Origin of the sequence: Amycolatopsis thermoflava N1165 (assembly GCF_000473265.1) — a bacterium.
Lineage (GTDB): Bacteria > Actinomycetota > Actinomycetes > Mycobacteriales > Pseudonocardiaceae > Amycolatopsis_E > Amycolatopsis_E thermoflava.
This window is the reverse complement of sequence record NZ_KI421511.1, coordinates 5,473,411-5,494,847: the sequence shown is the minus strand read 5'-3', so window position 1 is coordinate 5,494,847 and position 21,437 is coordinate 5,473,411. Positions and strand designations below refer to the sequence as shown.

Genomic DNA, 21,437 nt, shown 5'->3' with positions numbered 1-21,437 from the left:
TCAGATAGACCACGTGTCAGCTCAGCGTGAGTCCCGGCGTGCGCTGGGCCGGGCATCGGAGCTGCGTGGGCGGGCCGCGGACGCCGCGGGCAACTTCCGCAACGTGGAGGCGGTGCGGTTGTTCAACCGCGCCTTGCGGGTGCTCGCGGACGGGCCGGACGACGTCGAGTGGATCACCCTGCGGGCTCGGGTCCTGCTCGGCCTCGCGATGTCCGAGGCCGAGACCGGCTCGGCGGCGGCGGGCCTGCGCCACCTCGACGACGCCCGGCAGCTGACCGATCGGCTGCCGCCCGGGCCGCCGCAGCGGGTCCTGCGGGCGCTGGTCGGCGCCCAGCGCGCGCTGGTGCTCGGCCGGATCGGCCGGCTGTCCGAAGCGCTGGCGCTGTTCGACGAGATCCTGCCGGTGCTGGAAAACGAGGCCGACGACAACGCGCTGTCGCTGACCCGCAACCTGATGAACCGCGCCAACATCAACGTCGAGCTGCAGCGGCCCGCGGCGGCGCTGGCGGACCTGCGGCGCTGCCTCGAACTGGCCACCGAGCACGGGCTGACCCGGCTGGAGGGCAAGGTCCGGCACCTGCTGGGCGAGCAGGGGCAGCTACTCGGCGACGTCCCCGGCGCGTTGCGGCACTACGAGCAGGCCGCACGGATCTACGAGGACGCGGCTCCAGGCTGGCTCGCCCGGCTGCGCGTCGACCAGGCCAGGGCGCTGCTCGTCGCCGGTCTCGCCGAGGACGCGGCGCGGCACCTCGACGAGGTCCTGCCCGAGCTGTATTCGAGCCGCAACGTGCAGGACATCGCCGAGGCCGAGGTGGCCCGCGCGGCGGCCGCGATCCTGGACAACGACCACGGCCGGGCCCGCGAGCTGGCCGAGCTGGCGCGGCGGCGGTTCCTCCGGCGCGGCAACGAACGATGGGCCGCGGTCGCCGCGCTGACCCGGCTGCGCGCCGACGCCACCGAGGTCCTCGGCGGCACGCGACGGCCGCCGGCGCGGCTCGTCACGGGTCTCACCGGGCACGCCGACCGCCTCGCGGAACTGGGGCTGCGCGACGAAGCGGCGGTGGCCCGGCTGCTCGCGGTGCGGCTGCTGCTGCGCCGCGGGGACGTCACGGCGGCCGAGGAGCTGCTCGCGCGGGTGCCGCGGCCGCGCCGCACCACGCCGATCGACCACGTCATGCTGCTGCGGCTGTGCCGCGCCGAACTCGCCGTGGCGACCGGCCGTCCGCGTGCGGCGCTGGCGCAGGCGCGCAGCGGCTTCGCCGAGCTGAGCCGGGTGCGCGACCGGATGGGCGGGCTGGACCTGGTGTGCGGGACCGCGGTGCACGGCCAGGAGCTGGGCCGCCTCGCGGTCGGGCTGGTGCTCGGCACCACCCGCGGCCACGCCGGCGCGCGCAGGCTGTTCGCGTGGCAGGAGCGGACGCGTGCGCAGGTCTACCGCTACGAGCCGCTGCCCGCGATCGACGATCCGGTGCTGGCCCGGCTCATCACCGAGATGCGGCAGGTGCAGCGGCTCGCTCAGCAGAACCGGCTGGACGGCAGGCCGGTGGCGGCGCTGGAGCAGCGCTACGCCCGGCTGCAGCGGGAGGCGGGCCGCCTCGGCTGGTACACCAGCCCGTGGGGCAGGCCGCGCCCGGTCAGCTCACCCGAGGAGGTGGCCGCCGAGCTGGGCGAGCGCGTGCTGGTCAGCCTGATCGGCCAGGACGGCGAGCTGTCCGCGGTGGTCGTGCGGGACGGCCGGTTCCGGCTGGTGCGGCTGGGCGGGCTGGACGAGGTCGTGGAGATTACCAAGCAGCTGCACGCCGACCTGAACGCGCTGGCCCCGGACCACCTGCCGTCGCCCCTGGTCGCGGCCGTCACGGCGTCCGCGGAGAAGCGCGCCCGCCTGCTCGACGAGCGGGTCGTGCGGCCGCTCGCGGACGCGATCGGCGACCGCGAGCTGGTGATCGTGCCGACCGGGCCGCTGTACGCGCTGCCGTGGCCCGCCCTGCCGTCGTTGCGCGGCCGTCCGCTGTCGATCGCGCCGTCGGCGACCGCGTGGGTGACCGCGATGCGCCGCGAGCTGATCGACCCGGTCGTGCTGGTCGGCGGGCCGGACGTGCCCGGCGCGATCGGCGAGGTGCGGCAGCTGCGCGCGGTCTACCCGTCGGCGACGCTGGTCGACGGCTCGGCGGCGACCAGTTCCGCGGTGCTGGAAGCGCTCGACGGGTCGGGCCTGGCGCACCTGGTCGCGCACGGCGCGCACGAACCGGCGAACGCGTTGTTCTCGCGGCTGGAACTGGTCGACGGGCCGCTGTTCGCGCACGAGACCGCGCGGCTGCGGCGCCCGCCGGACCGGGTGGTGCTGGCCGCCTGCGAGCTGGCGATGAGCCACATCCGGCCGGGTGAGGAGGCGCTCGGGTTCGCCGGCGCGCTGCTGGCGAGCGGGTCCCGCACGATCGTCGGGGCGATCGCGCGGGTCGGCGACCGGGCGGCGGCGGAGGCGATGACCGACCTGCACCAGCGGCTCGCGTCGGGGATCTCCCCGGCGCTGGCACTGGCGCACGCGACCGCCGCCGATCCGCTGCGCCGCCCGTTCCTCTGCCTCGGCGCCGGTTAGCGCTCGGCGGCCTTGACCAGCTTCGCGGACAGGAACTTGATCGCTCCCGCGAGCGCGGCGCGCACGACCGGGCCGGTGCCGGGGATCTTCTCCTGGAACGAGCCGCGCCAGGTCAGCCGCGTGCCAGTGCCGTCGGGCTCGAAGGTCACCTCGCCGCGGTAGCCGCGCACCGGCGCGGGCTCGGCGAAGGTGTAGACGTGGCGGCGGTCCTGCTCGTACTCGAGCGTCTCCTCGCGCATGAGCAGCGGCCACGCCCCGACGGCCCGGATCGCGCCCACCCCGCCCGCCGGATCGGCCCACCGGTCCCAACGGGACACGACGATGAGCGGTTTCGCCCAATCGGACCAGCGGGCGCCGTCGGTCTCCAGGCGGAAGAGGGTCGCGGGCGGGGCGCTGCTGGTGCGGGTGACCTCGAAGGAGAACGTCCTGGCGGGCATCGGTGGCCTTTCCGCTCGGGTAGGGGTTACCGGGCAGTAAACCAGGGGCTTACCGGATGCGGGGGGCCTGACCTTGGGGTTTCATGGGTTCATGGGCATCGACTTCAACGAGATCAAGAAAAAGGCGCAAGAGGCGCTCGGCCACAACGCCGGCAAGATCGAACACGGCCTGGACAAGGCGAGCGGCTTCGCCAAGTCGAAGTTCGGCCAGCACTCCAGCAAGATCGACAACGTCACGTCGAAGGCGAAGGACTTCCTGCACAAGCAGACCGGCGGCGGGCACGGCGAGCCCGGCCCGCAGGGCGGACCCGGACCGGCCGGACCCCAGACCGGACCCCAGAGTGGCCCGACCGGGCCGACCGGGCCGACCAGTCAGCCGTAACCGTTACGGCACCTCGCCGATGGCGGTGTCCTCGGTGAGGGAGGTGATGCGGCCGCCGCGCTCGCCGAGCGCACGCAGGCCGTCCCGGGCGTCCGGCGCGTCCAGCGCGACGCGGACGCCCGACAGCGTGGCCTGCCTGGCGGCTGCAAGCGCTTGCGCGCCCTCGTAGCCCGAGTCGATGCTGACGGCGAGGCCGCCGGTCGAGGCCAGTGACCCGCGCAGGGCGCCCAGCCGGCCGAGGGCCTCGTCGATCACGGGCAGCAGCGCTTCGCGGTTGCCCTCGGTCATCGCGCGCACCAGCGCCGGCCGGGTGGCGGCCACCCGGGTGCCGTCGGTGTAGGAGCCGGCGGCCAGCGCCATCGCGACCGGCCCGCCGTCCGCCCCCACGGCCGCGAGCACCGCGGCCAGCAGGTGCGGCAGGTGGGAGATCCGGGCGACCGCCTCGTCGTGGGTGGCCGCGGTCAGCGGAACCACGTGCGAGCCGAGGTCGATCGCCAGCCGGGCCACCTCGGCCCACGCGCCGAGATCGGTGTCGTCCTCGACGCACACCACCCACGCCGCGCCGCCGAACAGCGCGGCGTTGCCGGCGCGCCAGCCGGACTCGGCGGTGCCCGCCATCGGGTGCCCGCCGACGTACCGGGCGTTCGGCGCGAACGCCCGCGCGGCCGTCAGCACACCCGTCTTCACGCTGGTCACGTCGGTGAGCAGGCACGACGGCGCGCACACGTCGACCGTCCGCAGCACCTCCTCGACGGCGGTCAGCGGCACGGCCAGCACCACCAGCGCGTCCCGCTCGGCGGCGCGCCGCAGGGCGGCTTCCACGTCCGTCGAGGCGTCGAACCCGTCGGCGGCCGCCGCCTCGGCGTCGGCCGCCGAGGCCGAGGCGCCCCACACCCCGCGCCCCACCGCCGCGGCCGCGCGCAGCACCGACCCGCCGATCAACCCGAGCCCGATCACGCATACGTCTCGCACGGGGCGTCATCCTGCCAGGGCGTCGAGGGCGAAGGCCGCGTACATCGCGACACCCGCCGGGAAAGCACCTTCGTCGTGGCGCACGCGGTTGGAGTGGTTGGTCGGCGCCTCCGCCGGGTCGACGTCCGGCGGGCACGCGCCGAGGAACGCGAACGCGCCCGGAACGCGTTGCAGCACGTAGGAGAAGTCCTCGGCGCCCATGATCGGGTCTGCCATCAGCTCTGCCCGGCCGAGCACGCGCTGGGCGAGGTCCAGCACCCGCAGCGCCTGGTCCGGGTCGTTCACGGTGACCGGGTAGCCGGGCTCGATGTCGACCAGCACGCGGCAGCCGTGCGCCTCGCCGACCGCTTCGCACACCTTCGGCAGCTCGGCCTTCACCAGGGCGCGCGTGGACTCGGACAGCGTGCGGATCGTGCCGGCGACCTCCGCGGTCTCCGGGATGATGTTGGTCGTCGTGCCTGCCTGGATGCGGGTCACCGACACCACCGCCGGGTCGAACACGCTGACCCGCCGCGTCACCATCGTCTGCAGCGCGCCGACCATCGCCGCGGCCGCCGGCACCGGGTCGATCGCGTTGTGCGGGCTGGACCCGTGCCCGCCCTTGCCGGTGACCTGGACCGTGAACGTGTCGTTCGAGGCCATCAACGGCCCGGGCCGCGTGGTGATCAGCCCGGACTCGACGTGGGACAGCAGGTGGATGCCGAAGGCCTTCTCGGCCCGCGACCCGGCGGCGTCCAGCACGCCTTCGTGGATCATGTGCCGCGCGCCGTGGTAGCCCTCCTCGCCGGGCTGGAACATGAACACGACCGACCCGGCCAGTTCGTGCCGGCGGGCCGCGAGCAGCCGCGCGGCGGAGGCGAGCATCGCGGTGTGACCGTCGTGGCCGCACGCGTGCATGGTCCGGTCCACTTCGGAGGCGAACTCCAGCCCGGTGTCCTCCTGCAGCGGCAGCGCGTCCATGTCCCCGCGCAGCAGCACCGCGGGCCCGTCCTGCGCGCCGCGCAGCACGGCGGTCAGCGCGGAGGTCGACTTCCCCTCGACGATCTCCAGCGGGAGGCCCTCCAGCGCCCGCCGGACGGCGGCCTGCGTGTGCGGCAGGTGCAGGCCCTGCTCCGGCCTCCGGTGAATCTCGCGGCGCAGCGCGACGGTGGCCGGTTGCAGGGCCTCGGCCTCGGAGAGCAACGCGGCGAGCCGGGTGTCCGGCAATGGGGGCAACTCCGTGGGTCCCGTCATCTTCCGATCCTCGCAGAGCGACTGCACCGATGATCGGTCCAGGTATACGGTGTGCGCTATGTCGGTGAAGGAGCCGGTTGCGGGATTCGCGGTGGCCGTGGTCCGGGAGGACGGCAAGTGGCGCTGCAGCGCGCTCGACGCCGGCGCACTCACGGGGTTGGACGCCGCCATCACCGAGCTGGCCAAGTTGCGGTCCACGGGGGCCGTGTTCGGCCTGCTCGCGGTGGACGACGAGTTCTTCGTGATCGTGCGGCCGAGCCCGCGCGGACCGTCCCTGCTGCTATCGGACGCGGCGGCGGCGCTGGACTACGACATCGCCGCCGACGTGCTGGATGTGCTGCGGGTCGATCCGCCGGACGAGGAGGACGACTCGATCTGGCCGGAGGGCGACCTCGACATCCTCGCCGACGTCGGCCTGCCCGGGCCCGAGCTCGAGGTGATCGCGGGCGAGGTCGACCTCTACCCGGACGAGCAGCTGCAGATGATCGCGCAGCGCTGCGGGTTCGGCGGCGAGTTCACCGCGTTGCTCGACGAGATCTGACGTGTCCGACGCCGACCTGGTGTCCGTGGCGCTGGCCGCGGCGCGGGAGGCGGGCCCGGACGTGCCGATCGGCGCCGCCGTGTTCGCACCCGACGGCCGCCTGCTCGCCCGCGCCCACAACGCCCGCGAGGAGCTGGGCGACCCGACGGCGCACGCCGAGGTCATCGCGCTGCGGGAGGCGGCCCGCGAGTTCGGCGACGGCTGGCGGCTGGACGGCTGCACGCTCGCGGTGACGGTCGAGCCCTGCACGATGTGCGCCGGGGCGCTGGTGCTCGCGCGCGTGGCCCGGGTCGTGTTCGGGGCGTGGGAGCCGCGCACCGGAGCGGTCGGGTCGCTGTGGGACGTGGTGCGCGACCGGCGGCTCAACCACCGCCCGGAGGTGCGCGGCGGGGTCCTGGAGGCCGAGTGCGCCGCGCTGCTCGCCGAGTTCTTCACCGGTCACCGGGACGTGTGACGCCGCGCGAGGCGGGGTAGCCCGTCTCTGACCGCGTCGAAGGAGGGTCGATGAACGTCGTGAAGAACCGGATGACGAGCCGGTCCCGCCAGGCCAAGGGCGGGGCGCGGGAGCTGTTCGGCCGCCTCACCGGTAAGCGCCGCCACCAGAGTGCCGGCCGCGCCGAGCGGATCCGCGGTGTCGTGCGCGAGACGACGACCGAGGTGGCGGACTGGGCGGCCACCGCCGCGCGGGACGCGCAGCGCCGCTTCCGCTCCAGGTGAGGAGTGCCTGCAAGTCGCTCTTGGGCGTCTAGTAACCTAGTCGGCGGTAGCGTGTCCGAGCGGCCGAAGGAGCACGACTCGAAATCGTGTGACGGTTGACCCCGTCCGTGGGTTCAAATCCCACCGCTACCGCCGGAACGAACGCCGGGTCTCCCCAGGGAGGCCCGGCGTTCGTCGTTTCCGCTACCGCACGTCCACGGTGATCTCGGCCGCGGTGCCGCCGTCGGCGGACAGGGTCAGGGTGGCGGTGCCGAAGGTGACGTCGAGGACCTTCGCCGTCCAGATCGGGTTCGGGCAGGCCGGCACGGGCCCGACGCCCACCGGGGTGCTCGTGAGCCGGAAGGCGGACCGCCCGTGGTGCGGGGTCTGCTGCCGCCCGCTGGTCGCCGTCACCTCGACCTCGGTGTCCTGCCCGGTGACCCGGTGCCCGGCCGGGTTGACGCACTCGACCCGCGCGGTGCCGGTCGCCTCGGCGGTGACCTCGAAGGTCGTGCCGCCGAGACCGGCCACCTCGCCGGTGCACTCGAACCCGGCGCCGGTGTCGCCGCACGCGGCGCCGGTGACGAAGTGGCCGTTGTCCGCCTGCGCCGGCGCGGCGAGCGCCGCGACGGCGAGCGCGCCCGCGAGGACGCCGAGCATCCGCCTCATCTGCTTGCCTTTCCGCATCGTCGGGGAGTCCAGTCTCGGCGCGCCCGGCCCCCCGTGGCGGCCCGCTCACGCGGACGGGTGGCACGGTTCGCCCGCCCGGGTCCCCGCAGACGATCCGTACCGGCCGCTCCCGCCTGCGGGAACAGCCCGCCGGCGTGCGTGGGATCCGCCAGCGTCAGGTCGTAGGTTCACCCTCTTGGTCACTTCTTCTGCTGGGGGTACCGATGAGACTGCTCAACGTCCGCACCCTGTCCGCGGCGGCGGCCGTGGCGGCCGCCGGCGTGCTGGTGCCGGCCGGCACCGCGGCCGCCATGCCGGACCCGCCGGGCGACAGCTGGGACCACACCTTCACGGCCCCCGGTGTCACCGTCTACGTCGAGGAGTACGGCGACCGGATCTCCGTCTGCGACAGCGCGGCGAACGGCTCCAGCGCGCAGGTCAACGTCTGGGCTGACGGCGGGTGGCGTTACAAGGCCGTCGCGAGCGGCGGCTCCGGGAGCTGCGTGACGCACTCGGCGAGCGAGGGCGGTGCTTACAACCTGCCGGAGGGCGCGTTCATCGAGCTCTATTACAAGGGCGTCAGCACCGGCTACGCCACCAGGAGCACGTACGTCAACGACCACTGAGGCACCCTCCGTCAGTCGTAGGCCGGGCGGACGAACCGTTACCGGTTGTTGCCGCTGAGTCTTCCTTCGCCTCACCTCATAGAGGGAAGATGCCTCGACTGTTGATCAGACGAGGGGACTCAGGGTGACGACCAGTCGAAGAATCGGCGTGCTCGCCGCTGCTGTTCTGGCGGGGGCGACCGTCGCTGCCGCACCGGCGTCGGCGGCGAGCCCGGACGTCGTGATCGCCGAGGTCTACGGTGGTGGTGGCAACAGCGGCGCCACGCTGACCAGCGACTTCATCGAGATCGCCACGGCAGGCGGCACCGTCGCCTTGGACGGCTGGAGCGTGCAGTACCTGCCCGGCTCGCCCAGCACGTCGAGCAAGTGGCAGGTGACCGCCCTGTCCGGCTCCGTCGAGGCGGGCGGGCGGTACCTGGTCGCCGAGGCCACCGGATCGGGTGGCACGGTCTCGCTGCCCACCGCCGACGCCGCCGGGTCGATCTCGATGGCCGCGGGGTCCGGCACGGTCGCCCTCGTCCAGGGCACCACTGCGCTCACCTGCCTGACCGCGGCCGACTGCGCTGCCGACCCGCGGGTCCGCGACCTCGTCGGCTACGGCTCGGCGACCGTCCGCGAAGGCAGCCCGGCGCCGGCGGCGAGCAACACCACGTCGGTCGCTCGCGCCACGCTGACCGACACCGATAGCAACTCCGCCGACTTCGCGGCAGGCGCCCCGACGCCGGTCAACACCAAGGGCGAGACCACCGGCGGCGACGCGGGCGGCACCCCGGCCAAGATCCACGACATCCAGGGCACGACCCGGCTGTCGCCCCTGGCGGGCAAGAAGGTCACCGACGTGACCGGGATCGTCACCGCGCTGCGCACCTTCGGTTCCGCGCGCGGGTTCTGGATGACCGACCCGCGGCCCGACGCCGACCCGCGCACCAGCGAGGGCGTGCTGGTGTTCACCGGCTCGACCACGCCCGCGGTGGCCGTCGGCGACGCGGTCACGGTGTCCGGCACCGTCACCGAGTACTACCCGGACAGCCCCACCGGCTCGATCTACCAGTCCACCACCGAGATCACCGGTCCGAAGTGGACGGTTCAGTCGAGCGGCAACCCGCTGCCCGCCGGGACCGCGATCACGCCGGCCACCGTGCCCGGCACCCTCGCCCCCGACGCCGGCGGCAACATCGAAGCGCTGCCGCTGGAGCCGGCGAAGTACTCGCTGGACTTCTGGGAGTCGCACGAGGGCGAGGTCGTCAGCGTGCAGGACGTCCGCGTGGTCGGGCCGTCCACCGAGTACTACGAGCTGTACGTCACCACCAAGCCGGGGGAGAACCGGACCGACCGCGGCGGCACGATCTACACCGGCTACGCCAGCCCGAACACCGGCATCCTCAAGATCGAGTCGCTGATCCCGTTCGCGCAGCGCCCGTTCCCGCAGGCGAACACCGGCGACACACTGACCGGCCTCACCGCGGGCCCGGTCGAGTACGACAGCTTCGGCGGGTACACGCTGCAGGCGACCACGCTGGGCGAGGTCAAGGACGGCGGCATCCAGCGGGAGGTGACGCGCAAGCAGTCGCCGAGCGAGCTGGCCGTCGCCACCTACAACGTCGAGAACCTGTCCGCCGTGGACGACCAGGCCAAGTTCGACCAGCTGGCGCGCGGCATCGTGGAAAACCTGGCGTCGCCGGACATCGTGACCCTGGAGGAGATCCAGGACAACAACGGCCCCGAGGGCGAGGGCGACGGCGTGGTGGCCGCGGACCAGACGTTGAAGCGGTTCACCGACGCGATCGCCGCCGCGGGCGGGCCGCGCTACGAATGGCGGCAGATCGACCCGCAGGACCTCACCGACGGCGGCGAGCCGGGCGGCAACATCCGCGTCGGGTTCCTGTTCAACCCGCGCCGCGTGTCCTTCGTGGACCGTCCGGGCGGTGACGCGACCACGGCGGTGTCCGTGGGGACGGAGCGCGGCAAGCCGCACCTGTCGGTGTCGCCGGGGCGCGTCGACCCGGGCAACCCGGCGTGGGCGAACAGCCGCAAGCCGCTGGCCGGGGAGTTCGTCTTCCACGGCCACACGGTGTTCGTGATCGCCAACCACTTCAACTCGAAGGGCGGCGACCAGCCGACGCACGGCCGGTACCAGCCGCCGGCGCGGAGTTCGGAGGTGCAGCGCGGGCGGCAGGCGCAGGTGCTGCGCGGGTTCGTCGACCAGCTGCTGAACGCGGATCCCTTGGCCGACGTCATCGTCGCCGGCGACCTGAACGACTACCAGTTCTCGCCCGCGCTGAAGACGCTCACCGCGGGCGGCGCGCTCACCGACCAGATCGACCGGCTGCCCGCCGACGAGCGGTACAGCTACGTCTACGAGGGCAACTCGCAGGTGCTGGACCACATCCTGACCTCGCGGGCGCTGTGGTGGGTCGACTACGACGTGGTGCACATCAACGCCGAGTTCGCCGAGCAGGCGAGCGACCACGACCCGCAGATCATCCGGTACCGCCCGATCCTCTGACGCCTGGGCCGCCGCCGCCTCCCTCCCGGGCGGCGGCGGTCAGCGGTGCAGCTGGCGGGCGCGGCGTTGAGCGGCGCGGGCGGCCTGCAGCATCGCTTCGGCCAGGTCGGACGGCTTCACGTGCTCGAAGAGGGCGGAGTTGATCGCGACTTCGAGGACCTCCCCGTTGCCGGCGACCCCCACCTCGACCAGACCCCAGTCGTCCTGCGCGGTGACGACCTGCTGGGCGGCCTGGCGCCGCCGGGCGGCCGGACGCTCCTCCACACCTTCGGACTGGGTGGTCAGCTCGCGGTTCACCGGATCCTCTTCCTCTCACCTGGCTGCTGGGACGTGACCGACTCCCCACCGGTTCCGTGGGGAACCAACCACAGGCGCGCAACGTCCCAAGATCATGAACTGGGTACGCGCGACCGTCGACCACCTGTCCCGCCGCGAGGTCTCACCCGTGGTGCCCGCGACCCTGCGCAGCGACCTGAGCTGGGCGCGCGCGTACGTCCGCCGGGAAATGCCGAAGCCGGACACCCTGGAGCCGGAGAGCTGGCTGCGGCCCGCGAACTAGTCGCAGCCGCCGGCTGAATCAGCGCCGCGCGCGCCACCCCAGTGACAGCACCGCGTCCACCAGCGCCTGGTAGGTCTCCTTGACCTCGCGCAGGTAAAGATCCAGCCGTCCGGCGTAGGCGTGCGGCGCGGGCGCCGGGTCGGCCCCGACCTCCAGCCACGGCAGCCTGCTGACGTTGTCCTGCGCCATCCGCCACCAGTGCTGCGCGCCCTGCACCGTGCGGGCCTCGCGCTCCTTCGCCTCCGCCACGGCGGCCTCCGCGGCCGCGATCTCGGCGTCCAGCTCCTCGGCCCGGCGCCGCTCCCACGCCCGCAGCTCCTCGGCCGCCTTGCCGGCCAGCCCGACGATCTGCTTGTACTCCATCGCCGCGTTCATGCCTGGTGCTCCGGCCGGTCGAAGGGGATCATCACCTCGGGCGAGACGTGCGTGCTGCGGTCGAAGAACAGCGCCCGCCCCGGCCGCGGCGACCAGTGCACGACCTGCCCGGCCGCGAACTGGCTCAGCTCCGCGCCCTGCACGTCCAGCGCCGCCCACGCGCCGATGTCGTCGGTGCCCGCGAACCCGAGCGTGTCCTTCAGCCGCGCCGTGCTGCGCCACCACCCGATCGTGTGAGTGCCCTTGCCCGGTCCCTGCTTGAGAACCACCCGGAAGTGGTCCAGCCCGCTCTTGAGCTGACCGGGCTGCTTCTGCTCCAGGATTGGCAGCGCCGCGTCGACGCCGTACAGCAGCAGGATCCGCGCGTGCTCGGGCGGCTCCTCGGCGAGCTTGGCCATGTGCTCGCCCAGCTCGACGTCGCTCAGCCGCACCACGCGGTGCCCGTCCGACTCCAGCCCGTCGGCCAGCTCGCCGACCGCGGACGCACACCGGTCGACCAGGCACGCCACCAGGAACTCCACCTCGTGCGGCGGGTACTGCTTCGCCAGCGACCGGGCCGCGGCGTCCATGATGGACAGTGCCTCGGCGATCGCGGTGCCCATGATCGCCAGGTTGCGGCCGGGCGCCCCGGTCAGCTCCACCGCGCACGCCGTGTCCTCGACGTCGATCGACTGGCCCAGCAGCGCCCGCGGCGGCCCGCCCGGCGTGAGCCCGGCGAACGCGGCCGAGTGCTCCAGCACCGGCGAGTGCGCGCCGTCGAACAGCCGCGGCCGCTGGTGCTCCTGGGCGTAGCGCTCCCACAGTTCCCGTTGCAACGACGAGAAGATGTCCTTGCTGCTGGCGTCCGGCACGTGCGCGAGCTGGTTGCCGTGCGCGACCCCGGAGTCGTGGTTGATCACCGCGTGCCACTTCGGCGCCGCGACGGCCGCGTTGTTGGTCTCGGCGAGCACGCGCCGCGCCTTGGGCATGGCGATGCGCAGCGTGCACTGCTCGAACACAGCGGGCTTGCCCCAGAACGCGTCGATGCCCGCGATGTCCTGGCTCGCCAGGATCAGGTGGATGCCCTGGGCGCGGCCACGGCGGGCGATGTCCTCCAGCAACGCGGTCGCCTGGTTGGTGACCCCGTCACGGCCCGCGAACAGGTACTGGAACTCGTCGATCACCGCGACGATCCGCGGCCAGTGCCCGTCCGGGTCCTGCTGGCGCAACCCGGCCAGGTCGGTGACCTCGTGCTCCTTGGCCGCGGCCGACCGGCGGCGCAGCTCGTCGGCGAGGAACCGCAGCAGCGCCAGGCCGAACTCGCGGTCGGTGTTGACGTTGACCCCGATCAGGCGCGCGTGCGGCAGCCAGCTCGCGTCCCGGCGGCCCGGCGCGAGCCCGGCGAAGGACACGCCCTCCTTGAAGTCCAGCAGGTACAGCGCGAGCTCGTCCGGCGGGTAGCGCGCGGCGAGGCTGCCGAGCAGCGCGTAGAGGAAGTTCGTCTTGCCCGAGCCGCTCGGGCCGCCGATCAGCGCGTGCGGGCTGGCGTCGCCGATGACGACCTCGACCGGATCGCCCTCGAAGAAGCCGACCGGCGCCCGCAGCTCGCGCGCGGAGTTCTCCTGGCCCAGCTCGGCGGGCAGCAGGTCGCGGAACGACCGCGGGCCGCCCTGCTTCTCCACGATCGCGTCGGCCAGCCTGCTCGCCGCGGCGCTGACCTCGGCCGACGGGACCGGCGGGTCCAGGTCGACGACCAGGTTGGGCCCGGTCATGCTGGTCGCCGCGTGGTGCTCGTCGAGCATCCGGATGTTCTCGAACGCGCCGCCGAGGATTGTCGGGATGTCGACGGTGATCAGCGAGATCCCGGCGGCCAGCGCGGCGCCGGCGATGCGCTTGAGCTCCCGCAGCGGTTCCGGCGCCCACGTCTCGCCGTTGCCGAACAACACGACGATCCGCCACGGCTCGACACGCTGCCCGAGCTGGTCGCGCAGGCCGCGCAGCGACGTGTGGCCCGCCTGCATGGTGTGCGCGTGGATGCGGCGGATGTGCCCGGTCACCTCGTCGAGCAGCACGCCGAGCTGGTCCGGGTCGTACAGCGTGACCGCGGACGTGCGGGACAGCGGGTACAGGTTCGGCAGCACGGCGGTCAGCTGCGCCACGTCCCACAGGTGGATCCGCACCGAGCCCAGCTCCATCGTGCTGAGCACGCGCAGCAACAGCCCCTCGATGAGCGATTCGACGGCCGCCCGGCCGCGCACGGCCGTGGTGATCGCCAGGTGCGAGTCGTCCAGCAGCGGCACCATCACCGGAAACGGGCCGGAATCGTCCATTGTGGACGACCCGATGCGCCACAGCGGCGGCGGCTTCAGCGGCTCCCGGCCCGCGCGGCCGAGCCACGCGCTGGGCGGCAGGCTCGCCGGCCCCGGCGCGACGCGCGCGACCAGGTCCCGCAGCCGCGCGGGCACCGTCGCGGCGTCGGTGTAGAACGCGGCGTGCTGCGCGTTGAGCTTGTCCCGCACCCCCGCCATCACCGGGCTGCGGAGCGCGGCGGTGAGCTCCTCGTCCCCGGCCGCGTTGTCGATGCCGACGCGCACGATCTGCTGTTCCAGCTGGAGCCGGGCCAGCTCGGTCTCGGCGATCTGACGGCCCGCCTGCGCGGCGCCGAGCACCATGCCGAGCTTCTCGCGCATGGTGCCCAGGGCCGTCACGACCCGGCGTTTCTGCTCGTTGGCCTTCGCCATGGCGCGCCTACAGCCGGGCCAGGTAGGTGTTCACCAGATCGTCGGCGGCGCGCAGCCGGTCGGCGTCCTTGCCGAGCCGGTCGACCGCCGCCGCCAGTTCCGGCGGCACCCACGCGTCGGCCTGTTCATGGGCGTTCACGATCACTTCGCGCGCTTCGTCCAACAGCTCCACCGCACGGTTGGTGTGTTCGCTTGCCTCGGCCAGTTTCGCACGGAACGCGGTCAGCTGCGCCTGCAGTTCGGGGAGCGAGAACATCTAGAGGCGGGCGGCGTACGACTCGGCCGACGACACCGCGGCCTGGATCGTGTTCTGCTGACCGCTGATGCCCTGCAACGCCTCGGCGAGCATGCTGTTCGCCTGGGTCACCTCCGGCTGCGTGCTTCCCGAGGTGACCTGGCCCAGGATCTGCTGGGCCTCCTCGAGTGCCTGAGCGGCCTGCTGGAGGGCTGCGACGCTGGCGTTGCACTTCTCGTTCGCCATCGCGATCCCAGCGCGGATCTCTTCCACTCCGGCCATAGTGACGCGGGTTCTCCTCGAGCTAGCGGTTAGTACGGCCGCGTGTGCGGCCTGTCAACAAACTATCGGTAGAGCGGACCGGAGCATGAGCCTGGTCACTGGTGCATCCGGGTGAAGCGCGGGGCCGGTTCACACGGCCGTGTGCGCCCTCGAACGCAGAACGCCGGGCCCCTGTGGGGTGCCCGGCGTCGTGCGAAGAGCGGAGGATACGGGATTCGAACCCGTGAGGGCTGTTACACCCAACACGATTTCCAATCGTGCGCCTTAGGCCGCTCGGCCAATCCTCCGCTGAGAAGGGTACAGCAGGCCTCGGCGCGCTCCGCCTAGACCCGCTTCTGGCAGGTGTAGGCCCCGAAGACCCGGCCGGTGAACTGCACGTCCAGGACCTCGAAGCCGGCGGCGTCCAGCATCGGCTCGAGCAGCCACCGGAAGGTGCTGTGCTCGGTGCGCACGTGTTCGGCCAGGTCGTCGCGGGTGTAGCCGACCTCGGGATCGGTGACCGCCTGGTCGAACCAGTCCCGCAGGACTGTTTCCGTCTCGCCCGGCTGGAAGTCGTAGATCAGGTCCCGCAGCCGGAGCAGCCCGCCCGGCCGGAGCATCCCGGCGATGCGGTGCAGCGCGATCGCCTTCCAGAAGTCCGGCAGCTGGTGCAGCGCGTGCCGCGTGAACACCGCGTCCGCCGGCTCGCCCCGGTGCTCGTAGGTGAGGAACCCGGCCTGCACGCACTCGACGTTCGGCAGCCCCGCGGACCGGATCACGGCGAGCATCGCCGGCGACACGTCCACGGCCACCACCCGGTCGAACCGCTTCGCGGCGGCCATGGCGAAGCGGCCGGTGCCCGCCCCCAGGTCGACGACCGTGTGGCCGTCCAGCAGGGCGAGGTCCTCCGAGGGGTCCGGCCGGCCCTGCTTGCGGTCGAAACCGGCGACGAAGCCGGGGTCGAGGTGTTCGGGCCCGGCATGGGCGAGCTCGTCGAGCATCCACGGTCCGGTCATGTCCCCGATTGTGTCGGCCGTGGCCAGCGGTTTTTCAGGCCGCTTCGGGCGGGGCGGCGAGGATCTCGCGGCCGGCGTCGGTCAGCCGCACGCCCACCCGCTGGCCCAGCAGGCCGGGCCGCGACGGGCACACGAACCCGGCGTGCGCGAGCAGGTGGGCCGTGACCTGGTCGCAGCAGGGGAGGCCGTCGATGAACAGGTCCGGCTCCGAGCTGCAGGTCATCTCCGCGCGGCCGGCGCTCACGGCACGCAGCATCGCCATCGCGCGGCGGGAGAGGTTTCGTCGTTGTTCCATCGTCGCCCCCGTCAGGCCGACTGGGTGAGTGTCTCCCCGTCGTCGTCCGGAGCGGCGACGGGCGCGGACAGCGCGCAGATCTCCTCCACGACCTGGCGGTGCGCGGCGAGCGCCAGGTGGCCGACCCCGGGCAGCACCACGTTGCGCACGTCGAGGTCGGGGTGTTCGATCCGGCCGTGGCGGCTGGGCAGCACCAGCTCGTCGCCGTCGCTGGAGAACGCGACGAACTTCGTCGCGCAGTCCGGCGCCGGCTGGTCCAGCTCGGCCAGCAGGTCGCTGCCGGGCCGCAGCTGGCGCGCCAGCGGGATCGGCGAGAACAGCCAGGCCGCGACGGTGCCGCCGTGCGGCGTGCCGACGGTGACCACCGTGTCGACCCGCTCGTGCCCGCCGAGCCGCTGCACGTAGTACCGGGCGATGAGGCCGCCGAGGCTGTGGCCGACCAGGTCGAGCTTCGCCGCGCCGGTGACCTCGCACAGCTGCTCGATCTGCTCGGCCAGCCGCGCGGCCGCGGACCGGACGTCCCGCAGCAGCAGGCTGTAGCTGAACGAGACGACCGGCCCTGCGCCGCAGCGGTCGAGCGCGAGCTTCAGGTCGGTGAAGATCGCGGTGTTGTCGGCCAGGCCGGGCAGCACGACCAGCGGGCGGCCCGGCACCGGCACGCTCCGGCGGACCGGGTGGATCGCCCAGCGCCGCCCGATGCCCGCCGGGTACCGGACCGCGTGCGTCACCACACTCGCGATCTCACCCGCGACCGTACGCAGAACCGTCATCGCACACCTCCCCGTCGAGGTGGTCGTTCACTTGCTGCGAGGTTAGCCGTGGGTACCGACATTTTTGTTTCGCCGCCCCGGTATCGGTTTCGTTTCGACCCCGATCAGTGGAACAACGCGAGCTTCCCGGCGACCTCGCGGGCGGCCGCGAGCAGGGTGCGCACGGTGCCCAGGTAGGTCTTGGCCTCCGAGGGCAGGATGTGGCTGTCCCTGCTGGTGGGCATGTCCAGTTCCCGCGCCCGCTGGCGGAGCAGCTCGATCTGCGAGAACTGGTGCCCGAACTGGGCCGCCACGGCCGTCCCGACCGCCTGCTCCGGCGCGGACAGCGCGGGCCGCAGCCCCTGCCGGGCGAGCAGGCCGGAGCCGATCAGCTGCGCGGCCTTGGCCAGCAGCAGGAACGCCGAGTCCGGCGACACCTCCGCGAGCCGCTCGGCCGAGGAGATGTGCTTGGCCGCGAGGTCCAGGAACGGCTGCCCGTTGGCGGCGGGCCCGCCGACGAGGTCGAGGTGACCGGCCCGCACCAGCTGGATGACGACGTCGTGCCCGTTGAGGACGACGCCGGAGGCCGGTGGCACCTGCCGGGGCGGGATGGGCGCGATCTCGACGACCGGGTGGCCCGGCCGCTGCCGCGGGATCTGCAGGCCGTCCAGACCACGCTCGAGCGCCGCGATCGAGAAGCTCACCGGGCGCTTGAGCCGCTGCTCGGCGCGCCGCGCGGCGGTGTGCAGGCCCTGCTCGTCGGCCGGTGCGCCGGGCTGCAGGGACACCAGCAGTTCGATGCTCTCCGGGGCCGGGCCCGGCAGGCCGGCGAACCGGTCCGCCCACACGCCGCCGACCAGGATGCGCAGCACGCCGCGCACGCTGCCGAATTCCTCGCCGAGGATCTGGGGGACGCCGTAGGTGAGGCGAAGCAGTTCGGCGAGCGGGCGCGCGAGCGGCCCGTCCCCGGACGCGCGCATCAGCCGGATCGTGCCCTCGCGGCGGCTGGTCAGGATGCCGGCTTTCTCGAGGAGCTTGTTCTCCTTGTCCACGGAGGCGAGGGAGCTGCCGGAGTGCTCGGCCAGTTCGGTGAGGCTGAACGAGCGGTCCGGGTTCAGCAGCGTGGCCGCGAGGATGCCGGCCTGCACGCGGGAGCGGAAGACCGGGAGGAGGGCCGGAGTGCCCTGCGCGCGACGCGCGGGCCCGGGGGAGGCGGGCGCGTTGTCGGTGACGACGGCGTGCCCGAGCCGATTTCGCCGCCGGGCAGCCGCGGCCGCCTGGTCGAGCCGTTCCTGGGGCACCTGCAGGACGACGGACAGCCATCGTCGCGTGCCCAGTCTCGGGATCTGGTGCCCGCGTTCCCACCGGGCCACCAGATCACGCGTGACGGTCGGCCGCCCCGAAACGGTCGCCAGTTCGCGGGCCAGGGTGTACTGACTGAGCTTCCGCTCCCGCCGAGCGGCCCGGATCAGGTGCGAGATGGGCTGGTTCAGGTCCACTTCCATGATCTTCAGGGCTCCTAGTTCCGCCGATTGGGCCACGACCGTAGCTCCGCGGCCGGCCCCCGCACCGTACGTTTCGCGCACGCTTTCATCTGTTTTGCGCCCCCGGCGCACTGAGCCCGCCGCTGGGTGAACTCGTCCCCTGGTTGGGGTTTTTCCGATTGGGCGAGTCTGAGATCACCGTTCCTGGCCGAGAAGCTGATGAATGAGTGAGCCATGTGTCTTCAAGATTTCCTGATCACCCAAGGAGCCCGCCTCCGGGACGCTTTGACGGTCATCGACATGCACGGTCTCGACAACGTGCCGGTGGTGGACGGCGGCGACCGTCTCCTGGGCGTGGTCACCGAGCAGGACCTCCGCCGCGCGTTGCTCAGTGGCGCCTCGCTGGACGACGATGTCCAGCCGCTGTGCAGGGAACCGCGGGTGAAGGTGACACCGGGGTCCGGTCGAGCCGAAGTGGTCGACCTGATGCAGGCCCTGGGGATCCGCCAAGTGCCGATCGTCGACGAGAACGGCCGGGTGGTCGGCCTGCACTCCGACCAGAAGGTGATCGGAGTGCGGCGCCTCCCGAATTGGGCCGTGATCATGGCCGGCGGGAAGGGAACCAGGCTGGGTGCGCTGACGAAATCGACGCCGAAGCCGATGTTGCCGGTCGCGGGGCGCCCCATTCTGGAACGCATTCTGCTGCACCTCGTCGGATCGGGCGTGGATCGCGTTTTCCTGTCGGTCAACTACATGGCCAGCGTGATCGAGAAACATTTCGGTGACGGCGCGCAGTTCGGGTGCACGATCGACTACCTGCGCGAGGACCCTGACCAGCCGCTCGGCACCGGTGGGTCCCTCGGGTTGATCGAGGACCTCGGGTACGAGCCGGTCGATCCCGTGCTGGTCATGAACGGCGATCTCATCACGCAGTTCTCGGTCCGGGCGATCCTCGAAGCACATGCGCAGCAGTCGGCCGTCGCGACGGTGGCGACAGCCGAGTACAAGCACGAGGTTCCGTTCGGGGTCCTCGAGGAGAGCGGCCACCGCCTCGTCCAGATCATCGAGAAGCCGACGCACCGGTGGCCGGTCAACGCCGGCATCTACGTCTTCGATCCGTTGCTCTTCTCGCGCATCCCGAAGGGATGCGATTACCCGATCACGAAGCTGATCGAGAGCTGCCTGAACCGGGGCGAGCGAGTCGGTTTGTGGGACATGGCCAGCGACTGGCAGGACATCGGTCGCCCGGAGGAGCTTTCCCTCGCCCGCGGCGAACGGTGACGCGGCACGGATGAAGCACAGCGGAAGGAAAACGCGCGAAATGAATACCGCCATCCTCGGAACCGGTTCGTACCTGCCCCGGGAAGTGCTCACGAGCGCCGAACTGGGAGATCGGCTGGGCGTCGGGGAGCAGTGGATCATGGACCGGACGAGGATCCGTGAGCGCCGCGTGGCCGCACCGGACGAAGCCACTTCGGACCTGGCGACGCAGGCTGCACACGAGGCGATCCGGGACGCCGGGTTGACCGCCGCCGACATCGATCTCATCATCGTCGCCACGTCGACCCCCGACCAGCCGATGCCGGCGTCGGCGTGCCTCGTCCAAGCGAATCTCGGAGCCTGGCGGGCGGCGGCATTCGATGTCGAAGCTGTGTGCTCAGGCTTCGTCTACGCGCTGGTGATCGCGCACGCGATGCTGGTCGCAGACGCCGGCCCGCACACGGCACTGGTGATCGGGGCCGACACCTATTCACGGGTGCTCGACTACACAGACCGAAAGACCGCGGTTCTGTTCGGTGACGGTGCGGGTGCCGTTGTGCTGGGTAAAGCTCCGCACGGCCGCGGGCTGATGGCCAGCCTGCTCGGCGCGGATGGCGCCGCCGCTGATTTCGTCCAGGTTCCCGCCGGCGGTAGCCGCCGCCCCGCCAGTCACGAGACGGTGAATCACGGTGAGCACTACTTCGCGATGAAGGGACGCGAGGTGCGCAAGATGGCTGAGCAGGTGCTGCCCGAGGTCGTCGTCCGCCTCACCGAGTCCGCAGGTATCGATCTGCGCGATGTCGGGCTCATCGTGCCCCACCAGGCCAACGGTGTCATTCTCGAGGCGATGGCGGCGTCGCTGGAACTGCCACGAGATCTCATGCACGTGACCGTCGACAAGTACGGGAACACAGGGGCGGCATCCGTTCCGGTGACGCTCGACGACGCCGCGCGGAACGGACGGTTGACGCCGGGCAGCACCGTCCTCCTCGTCGCTTTCGGCGGAGGTATGACCTGGGCAGGAGCGGCTCTGCACTGGCATGGTCCGGCGCGACACCGGAAGGACCCCTCATGCACCTGAAGGACCGCGTAGTTTTCATCACCGGCGCAAGCCGGGGGATCGGTGCCGAACTGGCGCGTGATTTCGCTGCGCACGGAGCGCGGCTCGGGCTGGTCGCGCGGAACATCGAGGCGCTCGCCGAACTCGCCGGCGAGCTGCCTTCGGATGCACTGCCTGTACCTTGTGACATCCGTGACGAGGAGGCTCTCGGAGCGGCGTGCCGGAAGGTGGCAGACCACTTCGGCACTATCGATTCCGTAGTCGCCAACGCGGGCGTCGCGCTGGAATCGGGGCGAGCCCACAAGGTGCGGACAGAGACCTGGATCCGCACGCTCGAGACGAACCTCACGGGACCGTTCCTCACCGCCCGCGCCGCCCACCCCTATCTCGCGGCCTCCGGGCGAGGACGCCTCGTCCTGACGTCGTCGGTGATCGCGCGGCAACCGCGCCCCGGCTTGAGTGCTTACGCTGCATCGAAAGCCGGGGTCGAAGGGTTGACCCGCGCACTTGCCGCGGACTGGGCGAAGGATGGCATCTGCGTGAACGCCGTGGCTCCCGGGTTCTTCGGCCTCGGAATGGGAGCCGCTTTCGAGGCCGGTGAGCGCCTTCGTGACCAGGTGATCGCCCGCACCGTGCTGGGCCGCTTCGGTGAGCCGCAGGACATCGCGGGTGTTGTGCGGTTCCTCGCCAGCGACGCCGCTGCCTACGTCAACGGGCAGGTCCTCGGAGTGGACGGAGGGTACGGGCTGGGAGTTTGATGGGGCA

24 protein-coding genes and 2 tRNA genes are annotated in these 21,437 nt (G+C 72.3%); 12 read left to right on the top strand and 14 right to left on the bottom strand.

What is annotated here, in order from left to right; genetic code table 11:
• Positions 1-13: 13 nt before the first annotated feature.
• On the top strand, positions 14-2,596 hold the full coding sequence (locus AMYTH_RS0127005) for a CHAT domain-containing protein (RefSeq protein ID WP_228684976.1): 2,583 nt from the start codon (positions 14-16) through the stop codon (positions 2,594-2,596).
• Here AMYTH_RS0127005 and AMYTH_RS0127000 read toward each other — a convergent pair.
• Positions 2,593-3,033 (bottom strand): SRPBCC family protein, encoded by a 441-nt coding sequence (locus tag AMYTH_RS0127000; RefSeq protein WP_017986302.1) that lies wholly within the window; start codon positions 3,031-3,033, stop codon positions 2,593-2,595. The two genes, AMYTH_RS0127005 and AMYTH_RS0127000, sit on opposite strands and share 4 nt — an antisense overlap.
• Positions 3,034-3,124: 91 nt before the next feature.
• Between AMYTH_RS0127000 and AMYTH_RS0126995 the strand changes: the two genes are divergently transcribed.
• Positions 3,125-3,415 (top strand): antitoxin, encoded by a 291-nt coding sequence (locus AMYTH_RS0126995; RefSeq protein ID WP_027932880.1) that lies wholly within the window; start codon positions 3,125-3,127, stop codon positions 3,413-3,415.
• Between the two features lie 3 nt (positions 3,416-3,418).
• On the opposite strand, the gene AMYTH_RS0126990 is transcribed toward AMYTH_RS0126995, so the two are convergent.
• Together AMYTH_RS0126990 and AMYTH_RS0126985 are read right to left on the bottom strand one after the other, a co-directional pair.
• Positions 3,419-4,372 carry a prephenate dehydrogenase gene (locus tag AMYTH_RS0126990; RefSeq protein WP_027932879.1) on the bottom strand — a complete coding sequence of 318 codons (954 nt, stop codon included), beginning with the start codon at positions 4,370-4,372 and terminating at the stop codon, positions 3,419-3,421.
• 21 nt (positions 4,373-4,393) lie between these two features.
• Positions 4,394-5,620, bottom strand: a complete 1,227-nt coding sequence (locus tag AMYTH_RS0126985) for a M20 metallopeptidase family protein (protein WP_027932878.1) — start codon at positions 5,618-5,620, stop codon at positions 4,394-4,396.
• Positions 5,621-5,678: 58 nt separating this feature from the next.
• On the opposite strand from AMYTH_RS0126985, the gene AMYTH_RS0126980 reads away from it, so the two are divergent.
• From AMYTH_RS0126980 to AMYTH_RS0126965, 4 genes are all read left to right on the top strand, one after another.
• Positions 5,679-6,161, top strand: coding sequence for a tRNA adenosine deaminase-associated protein (locus AMYTH_RS0126980; RefSeq protein WP_020419480.1), 483 nt, complete (start codon positions 5,679-5,681; stop codon positions 6,159-6,161).
• A 1-nt stretch (position 6,162) separates the two neighbouring features.
• A complete protein-coding gene (locus AMYTH_RS0126975; RefSeq protein ID WP_027932877.1) occupies positions 6,163-6,615 on the top strand; it encodes a nucleoside deaminase in 453 nt (150 codons plus the stop codon).
• 50 nt (positions 6,616-6,665) lie between these two features.
• On the top strand, positions 6,666-6,878 hold the full coding sequence (locus AMYTH_RS0126970) for a CsbD family protein (RefSeq protein WP_027932876.1): 213 nt from the start codon (positions 6,666-6,668) through the stop codon (positions 6,876-6,878).
• A 45-nt stretch (positions 6,879-6,923) separates the two neighbouring features.
• Positions 6,924-7,010 (top strand) — tRNA-Ser (locus AMYTH_RS0126965).
• A gap of 51 nt (positions 7,011-7,061) precedes the next feature.
• On the opposite strand, the gene AMYTH_RS0126960 is transcribed toward AMYTH_RS0126965, so the two are convergent.
• Entirely contained in the window at positions 7,062-7,544 is a 483-nt protein-coding gene (locus tag AMYTH_RS0126960) for a hypothetical protein (protein WP_228684974.1), read from the bottom strand.
• A gap of 206 nt (positions 7,545-7,750) precedes the next feature.
• Here AMYTH_RS0126960 and AMYTH_RS0126955 point away from each other — a divergent pair, with 206 nt between their 5' ends.
• Positions 7,751-8,152 carry a hypothetical protein gene (locus tag AMYTH_RS0126955; RefSeq protein WP_027932874.1) on the top strand — a complete coding sequence of 134 codons (402 nt, stop codon included), beginning with the start codon at positions 7,751-7,753 and terminating at the stop codon, positions 8,150-8,152.
• Between the two features lie 124 nt (positions 8,153-8,276).
• The gene (locus AMYTH_RS0126950; RefSeq protein ID WP_323807241.1) at positions 8,277-10,658 is read left to right on the top strand and encodes an endonuclease/exonuclease/phosphatase family protein; all 2,382 of its coding nucleotides are present in this window, start codon (positions 8,277-8,279) and stop codon (positions 10,656-10,658) included.
• Between the two features lie 39 nt (positions 10,659-10,697).
• Here AMYTH_RS0126950 and AMYTH_RS0126945 read toward each other — a convergent pair whose 3' ends face one another.
• Entirely contained in the window at positions 10,698-10,955 is a 258-nt protein-coding gene (locus AMYTH_RS0126945; protein WP_017986311.1) for a YbaB/EbfC family nucleoid-associated protein, read from the bottom strand.
• A 94-nt stretch (positions 10,956-11,049) separates the two neighbouring features.
• On the opposite strand from AMYTH_RS0126945, the gene AMYTH_RS49640 reads away from it, so the two are divergent.
• Positions 11,050-11,217, top strand: a complete 168-nt coding sequence (locus AMYTH_RS49640; RefSeq protein WP_167344614.1) for a hypothetical protein — start codon at positions 11,050-11,052, stop codon at positions 11,215-11,217.
• Positions 11,218-11,235: 18 nt separating this feature from the next.
• Here AMYTH_RS49640 and AMYTH_RS0126935 read toward each other — a convergent pair whose 3' ends face one another.
• The 9 genes from AMYTH_RS0126935 to AMYTH_RS0126895 form a co-directional block, all read right to left on the bottom strand.
• Entirely contained in the window at positions 11,236-11,592 is a 357-nt protein-coding gene (locus AMYTH_RS0126935; RefSeq protein ID WP_027932872.1) for a hypothetical protein, read from the bottom strand.
• Positions 11,589-14,312, bottom strand: coding sequence for an FtsK/SpoIIIE domain-containing protein (locus AMYTH_RS0126930; protein WP_027932871.1), 2,724 nt, complete (start codon positions 14,310-14,312; stop codon positions 11,589-11,591). Before AMYTH_RS0126930 ends, AMYTH_RS0126935 begins: the two co-directional genes overlap by 4 nt.
• 7 nt (positions 14,313-14,319) lie before the next feature.
• A complete protein-coding gene (locus AMYTH_RS0126925) occupies positions 14,320-14,568 on the bottom strand; it encodes a hypothetical protein (protein ID WP_017986315.1) in 249 nt (82 codons plus the stop codon).
• Positions 14,569-14,829, bottom strand: a complete 261-nt coding sequence (locus tag AMYTH_RS0126920) for a hypothetical protein (protein ID WP_017986316.1) — start codon at positions 14,827-14,829, stop codon at positions 14,569-14,571.
• A gap of 200 nt (positions 14,830-15,029) precedes the next feature.
• Positions 15,030-15,116 (bottom strand) — tRNA-Ser (locus AMYTH_RS0126915).
• A gap of 36 nt (positions 15,117-15,152) precedes the next feature.
• Positions 15,153-15,824 (bottom strand): class I SAM-dependent methyltransferase, encoded by a 672-nt coding sequence (locus tag AMYTH_RS0126910; RefSeq protein WP_027932870.1) that lies wholly within the window; start codon positions 15,822-15,824, stop codon positions 15,153-15,155.
• Positions 15,825-15,858: 34 nt separating this feature from the next.
• On the bottom strand, positions 15,859-16,086 hold the full coding sequence (locus AMYTH_RS0126905; protein WP_037322706.1) for a hypothetical protein: 228 nt from the start codon (positions 16,084-16,086) through the stop codon (positions 15,859-15,861).
• Positions 16,087-16,130: 44 nt separating this feature from the next.
• Positions 16,131-16,889, bottom strand: a complete 759-nt coding sequence (locus AMYTH_RS0126900) for an alpha/beta fold hydrolase (RefSeq protein WP_027932869.1) — start codon at positions 16,887-16,889, stop codon at positions 16,131-16,133.
• Between the two features lie 104 nt (positions 16,890-16,993).
• Positions 16,994-18,373, bottom strand: a complete 1,380-nt coding sequence (locus AMYTH_RS0126895; RefSeq protein WP_027932868.1) for a helix-turn-helix domain-containing protein — start codon at positions 18,371-18,373, stop codon at positions 16,994-16,996.
• 213 nt (positions 18,374-18,586) lie between these two features.
• Between AMYTH_RS0126895 and AMYTH_RS0126890 the strand changes: the two genes are divergently transcribed.
• From AMYTH_RS0126890 to AMYTH_RS0126880, 3 genes are read left to right on the top strand one after another with little or no spacing between them, the layout of a single operon-like run.
• The gene (locus AMYTH_RS0126890) at positions 18,587-19,633 is read left to right on the top strand and encodes a nucleotidyltransferase family protein (protein WP_027932867.1); all 1,047 of its coding nucleotides are present in this window, start codon (positions 18,587-18,589) and stop codon (positions 19,631-19,633) included.
• Positions 19,634-19,673: 40 nt separating this feature from the next.
• On the top strand, positions 19,674-20,693 hold the full coding sequence (locus AMYTH_RS0126885) for a 3-oxoacyl-ACP synthase III family protein (protein ID WP_027932866.1): 1,020 nt from the start codon (positions 19,674-19,676) through the stop codon (positions 20,691-20,693).
• Entirely contained in the window at positions 20,684-21,430 is a 747-nt protein-coding gene (locus tag AMYTH_RS0126880) for an SDR family NAD(P)-dependent oxidoreductase (RefSeq protein ID WP_027932865.1), read from the top strand. The genes AMYTH_RS0126885 and AMYTH_RS0126880 overlap by 10 nt, the downstream gene beginning before the upstream one ends.
• The last annotated feature ends 7 nt before the right edge of the window (positions 21,431-21,437 follow it).

What these genes read in the sequence shown, in the direction of transcription:
- AMYTH_RS0127000 (WP_017986302.1), bottom strand. Translation starts at nt 3,033, where the DNA reads ATGCCCGCCAGGACGTTCTCCTTCGAGGTCACCCGCACCAGCAGCGCC.
- AMYTH_RS0126995 (WP_027932880.1), top strand. Translation starts at nt 3,125, where the DNA reads ATGGGCATCGACTTCAACGAGATCAAGAAAAAGGCGCAAGAGGCGCTC.
- AMYTH_RS0126985 (WP_027932878.1), bottom strand. Translation starts at nt 5,620, where the DNA reads ATGACGGGACCCACGGAGTTGCCCCCATTGCCGGACACCCGGCTCGCC.
- AMYTH_RS0126980 (WP_020419480.1), top strand. Translation starts at nt 5,679, where the DNA reads ATGTCGGTGAAGGAGCCGGTTGCGGGATTCGCGGTGGCCGTGGTCCGG.
- AMYTH_RS0126970 (WP_027932876.1), top strand. Translation starts at nt 6,666, where the DNA reads ATGAACGTCGTGAAGAACCGGATGACGAGCCGGTCCCGCCAGGCCAAG.
- AMYTH_RS0126960 (WP_228684974.1), bottom strand. Translation starts at nt 7,544, where the DNA reads ATGCGGAAAGGCAAGCAGATGAGGCGGATGCTCGGCGTCCTCGCGGGC.
- AMYTH_RS0126955 (WP_027932874.1), top strand. Translation starts at nt 7,751, where the DNA reads ATGAGACTGCTCAACGTCCGCACCCTGTCCGCGGCGGCGGCCGTGGCG.
- AMYTH_RS49640 (WP_167344614.1), top strand. Translation starts at nt 11,050, where the DNA reads ATGAACTGGGTACGCGCGACCGTCGACCACCTGTCCCGCCGCGAGGTC.
- AMYTH_RS0126935 (WP_027932872.1), bottom strand. Translation starts at nt 11,592, where the DNA reads ATGAACGCGGCGATGGAGTACAAGCAGATCGTCGGGCTGGCCGGCAAG.
- AMYTH_RS0126930 (WP_027932871.1), bottom strand. Translation starts at nt 14,312, where the DNA reads ATGGCGAAGGCCAACGAGCAGAAACGCCGGGTCGTGACGGCCCTGGGC.
- AMYTH_RS0126925 (WP_017986315.1), bottom strand. Translation starts at nt 14,568, where the DNA reads ATGTTCTCGCTCCCCGAACTGCAGGCGCAGCTGACCGCGTTCCGTGCG.
- AMYTH_RS0126920 (WP_017986316.1), bottom strand. Translation starts at nt 14,829, where the DNA reads ATGGCCGGAGTGGAAGAGATCCGCGCTGGGATCGCGATGGCGAACGAG.
- AMYTH_RS0126910 (WP_027932870.1), bottom strand. Translation starts at nt 15,824, where the DNA reads ATGACCGGACCGTGGATGCTCGACGAGCTCGCCCATGCCGGGCCCGAA.
- AMYTH_RS0126905 (WP_037322706.1), bottom strand. Translation starts at nt 16,086, where the DNA reads ATGGCGATGCTGCGTGCCGTGAGCGCCGGCCGCGCGGAGATGACCTGC.
- AMYTH_RS0126900 (WP_027932869.1), bottom strand. Translation starts at nt 16,889, where the DNA reads ATGACGGTTCTGCGTACGGTCGCGGGTGAGATCGCGAGTGTGGTGACG.
- AMYTH_RS0126895 (WP_027932868.1), bottom strand. Translation starts at nt 18,373, where the DNA reads ATGGAAGTGGACCTGAACCAGCCCATCTCGCACCTGATCCGGGCCGCT.
- AMYTH_RS0126890 (WP_027932867.1), top strand. Translation starts at nt 18,587, where the DNA reads ATGTGTCTTCAAGATTTCCTGATCACCCAAGGAGCCCGCCTCCGGGAC.
- AMYTH_RS0126885 (WP_027932866.1), top strand. Translation starts at nt 19,674, where the DNA reads ATGAATACCGCCATCCTCGGAACCGGTTCGTACCTGCCCCGGGAAGTG.
- AMYTH_RS0126880 (WP_027932865.1), top strand. Translation starts at nt 20,684, where the DNA reads ATGCACCTGAAGGACCGCGTAGTTTTCATCACCGGCGCAAGCCGGGGG.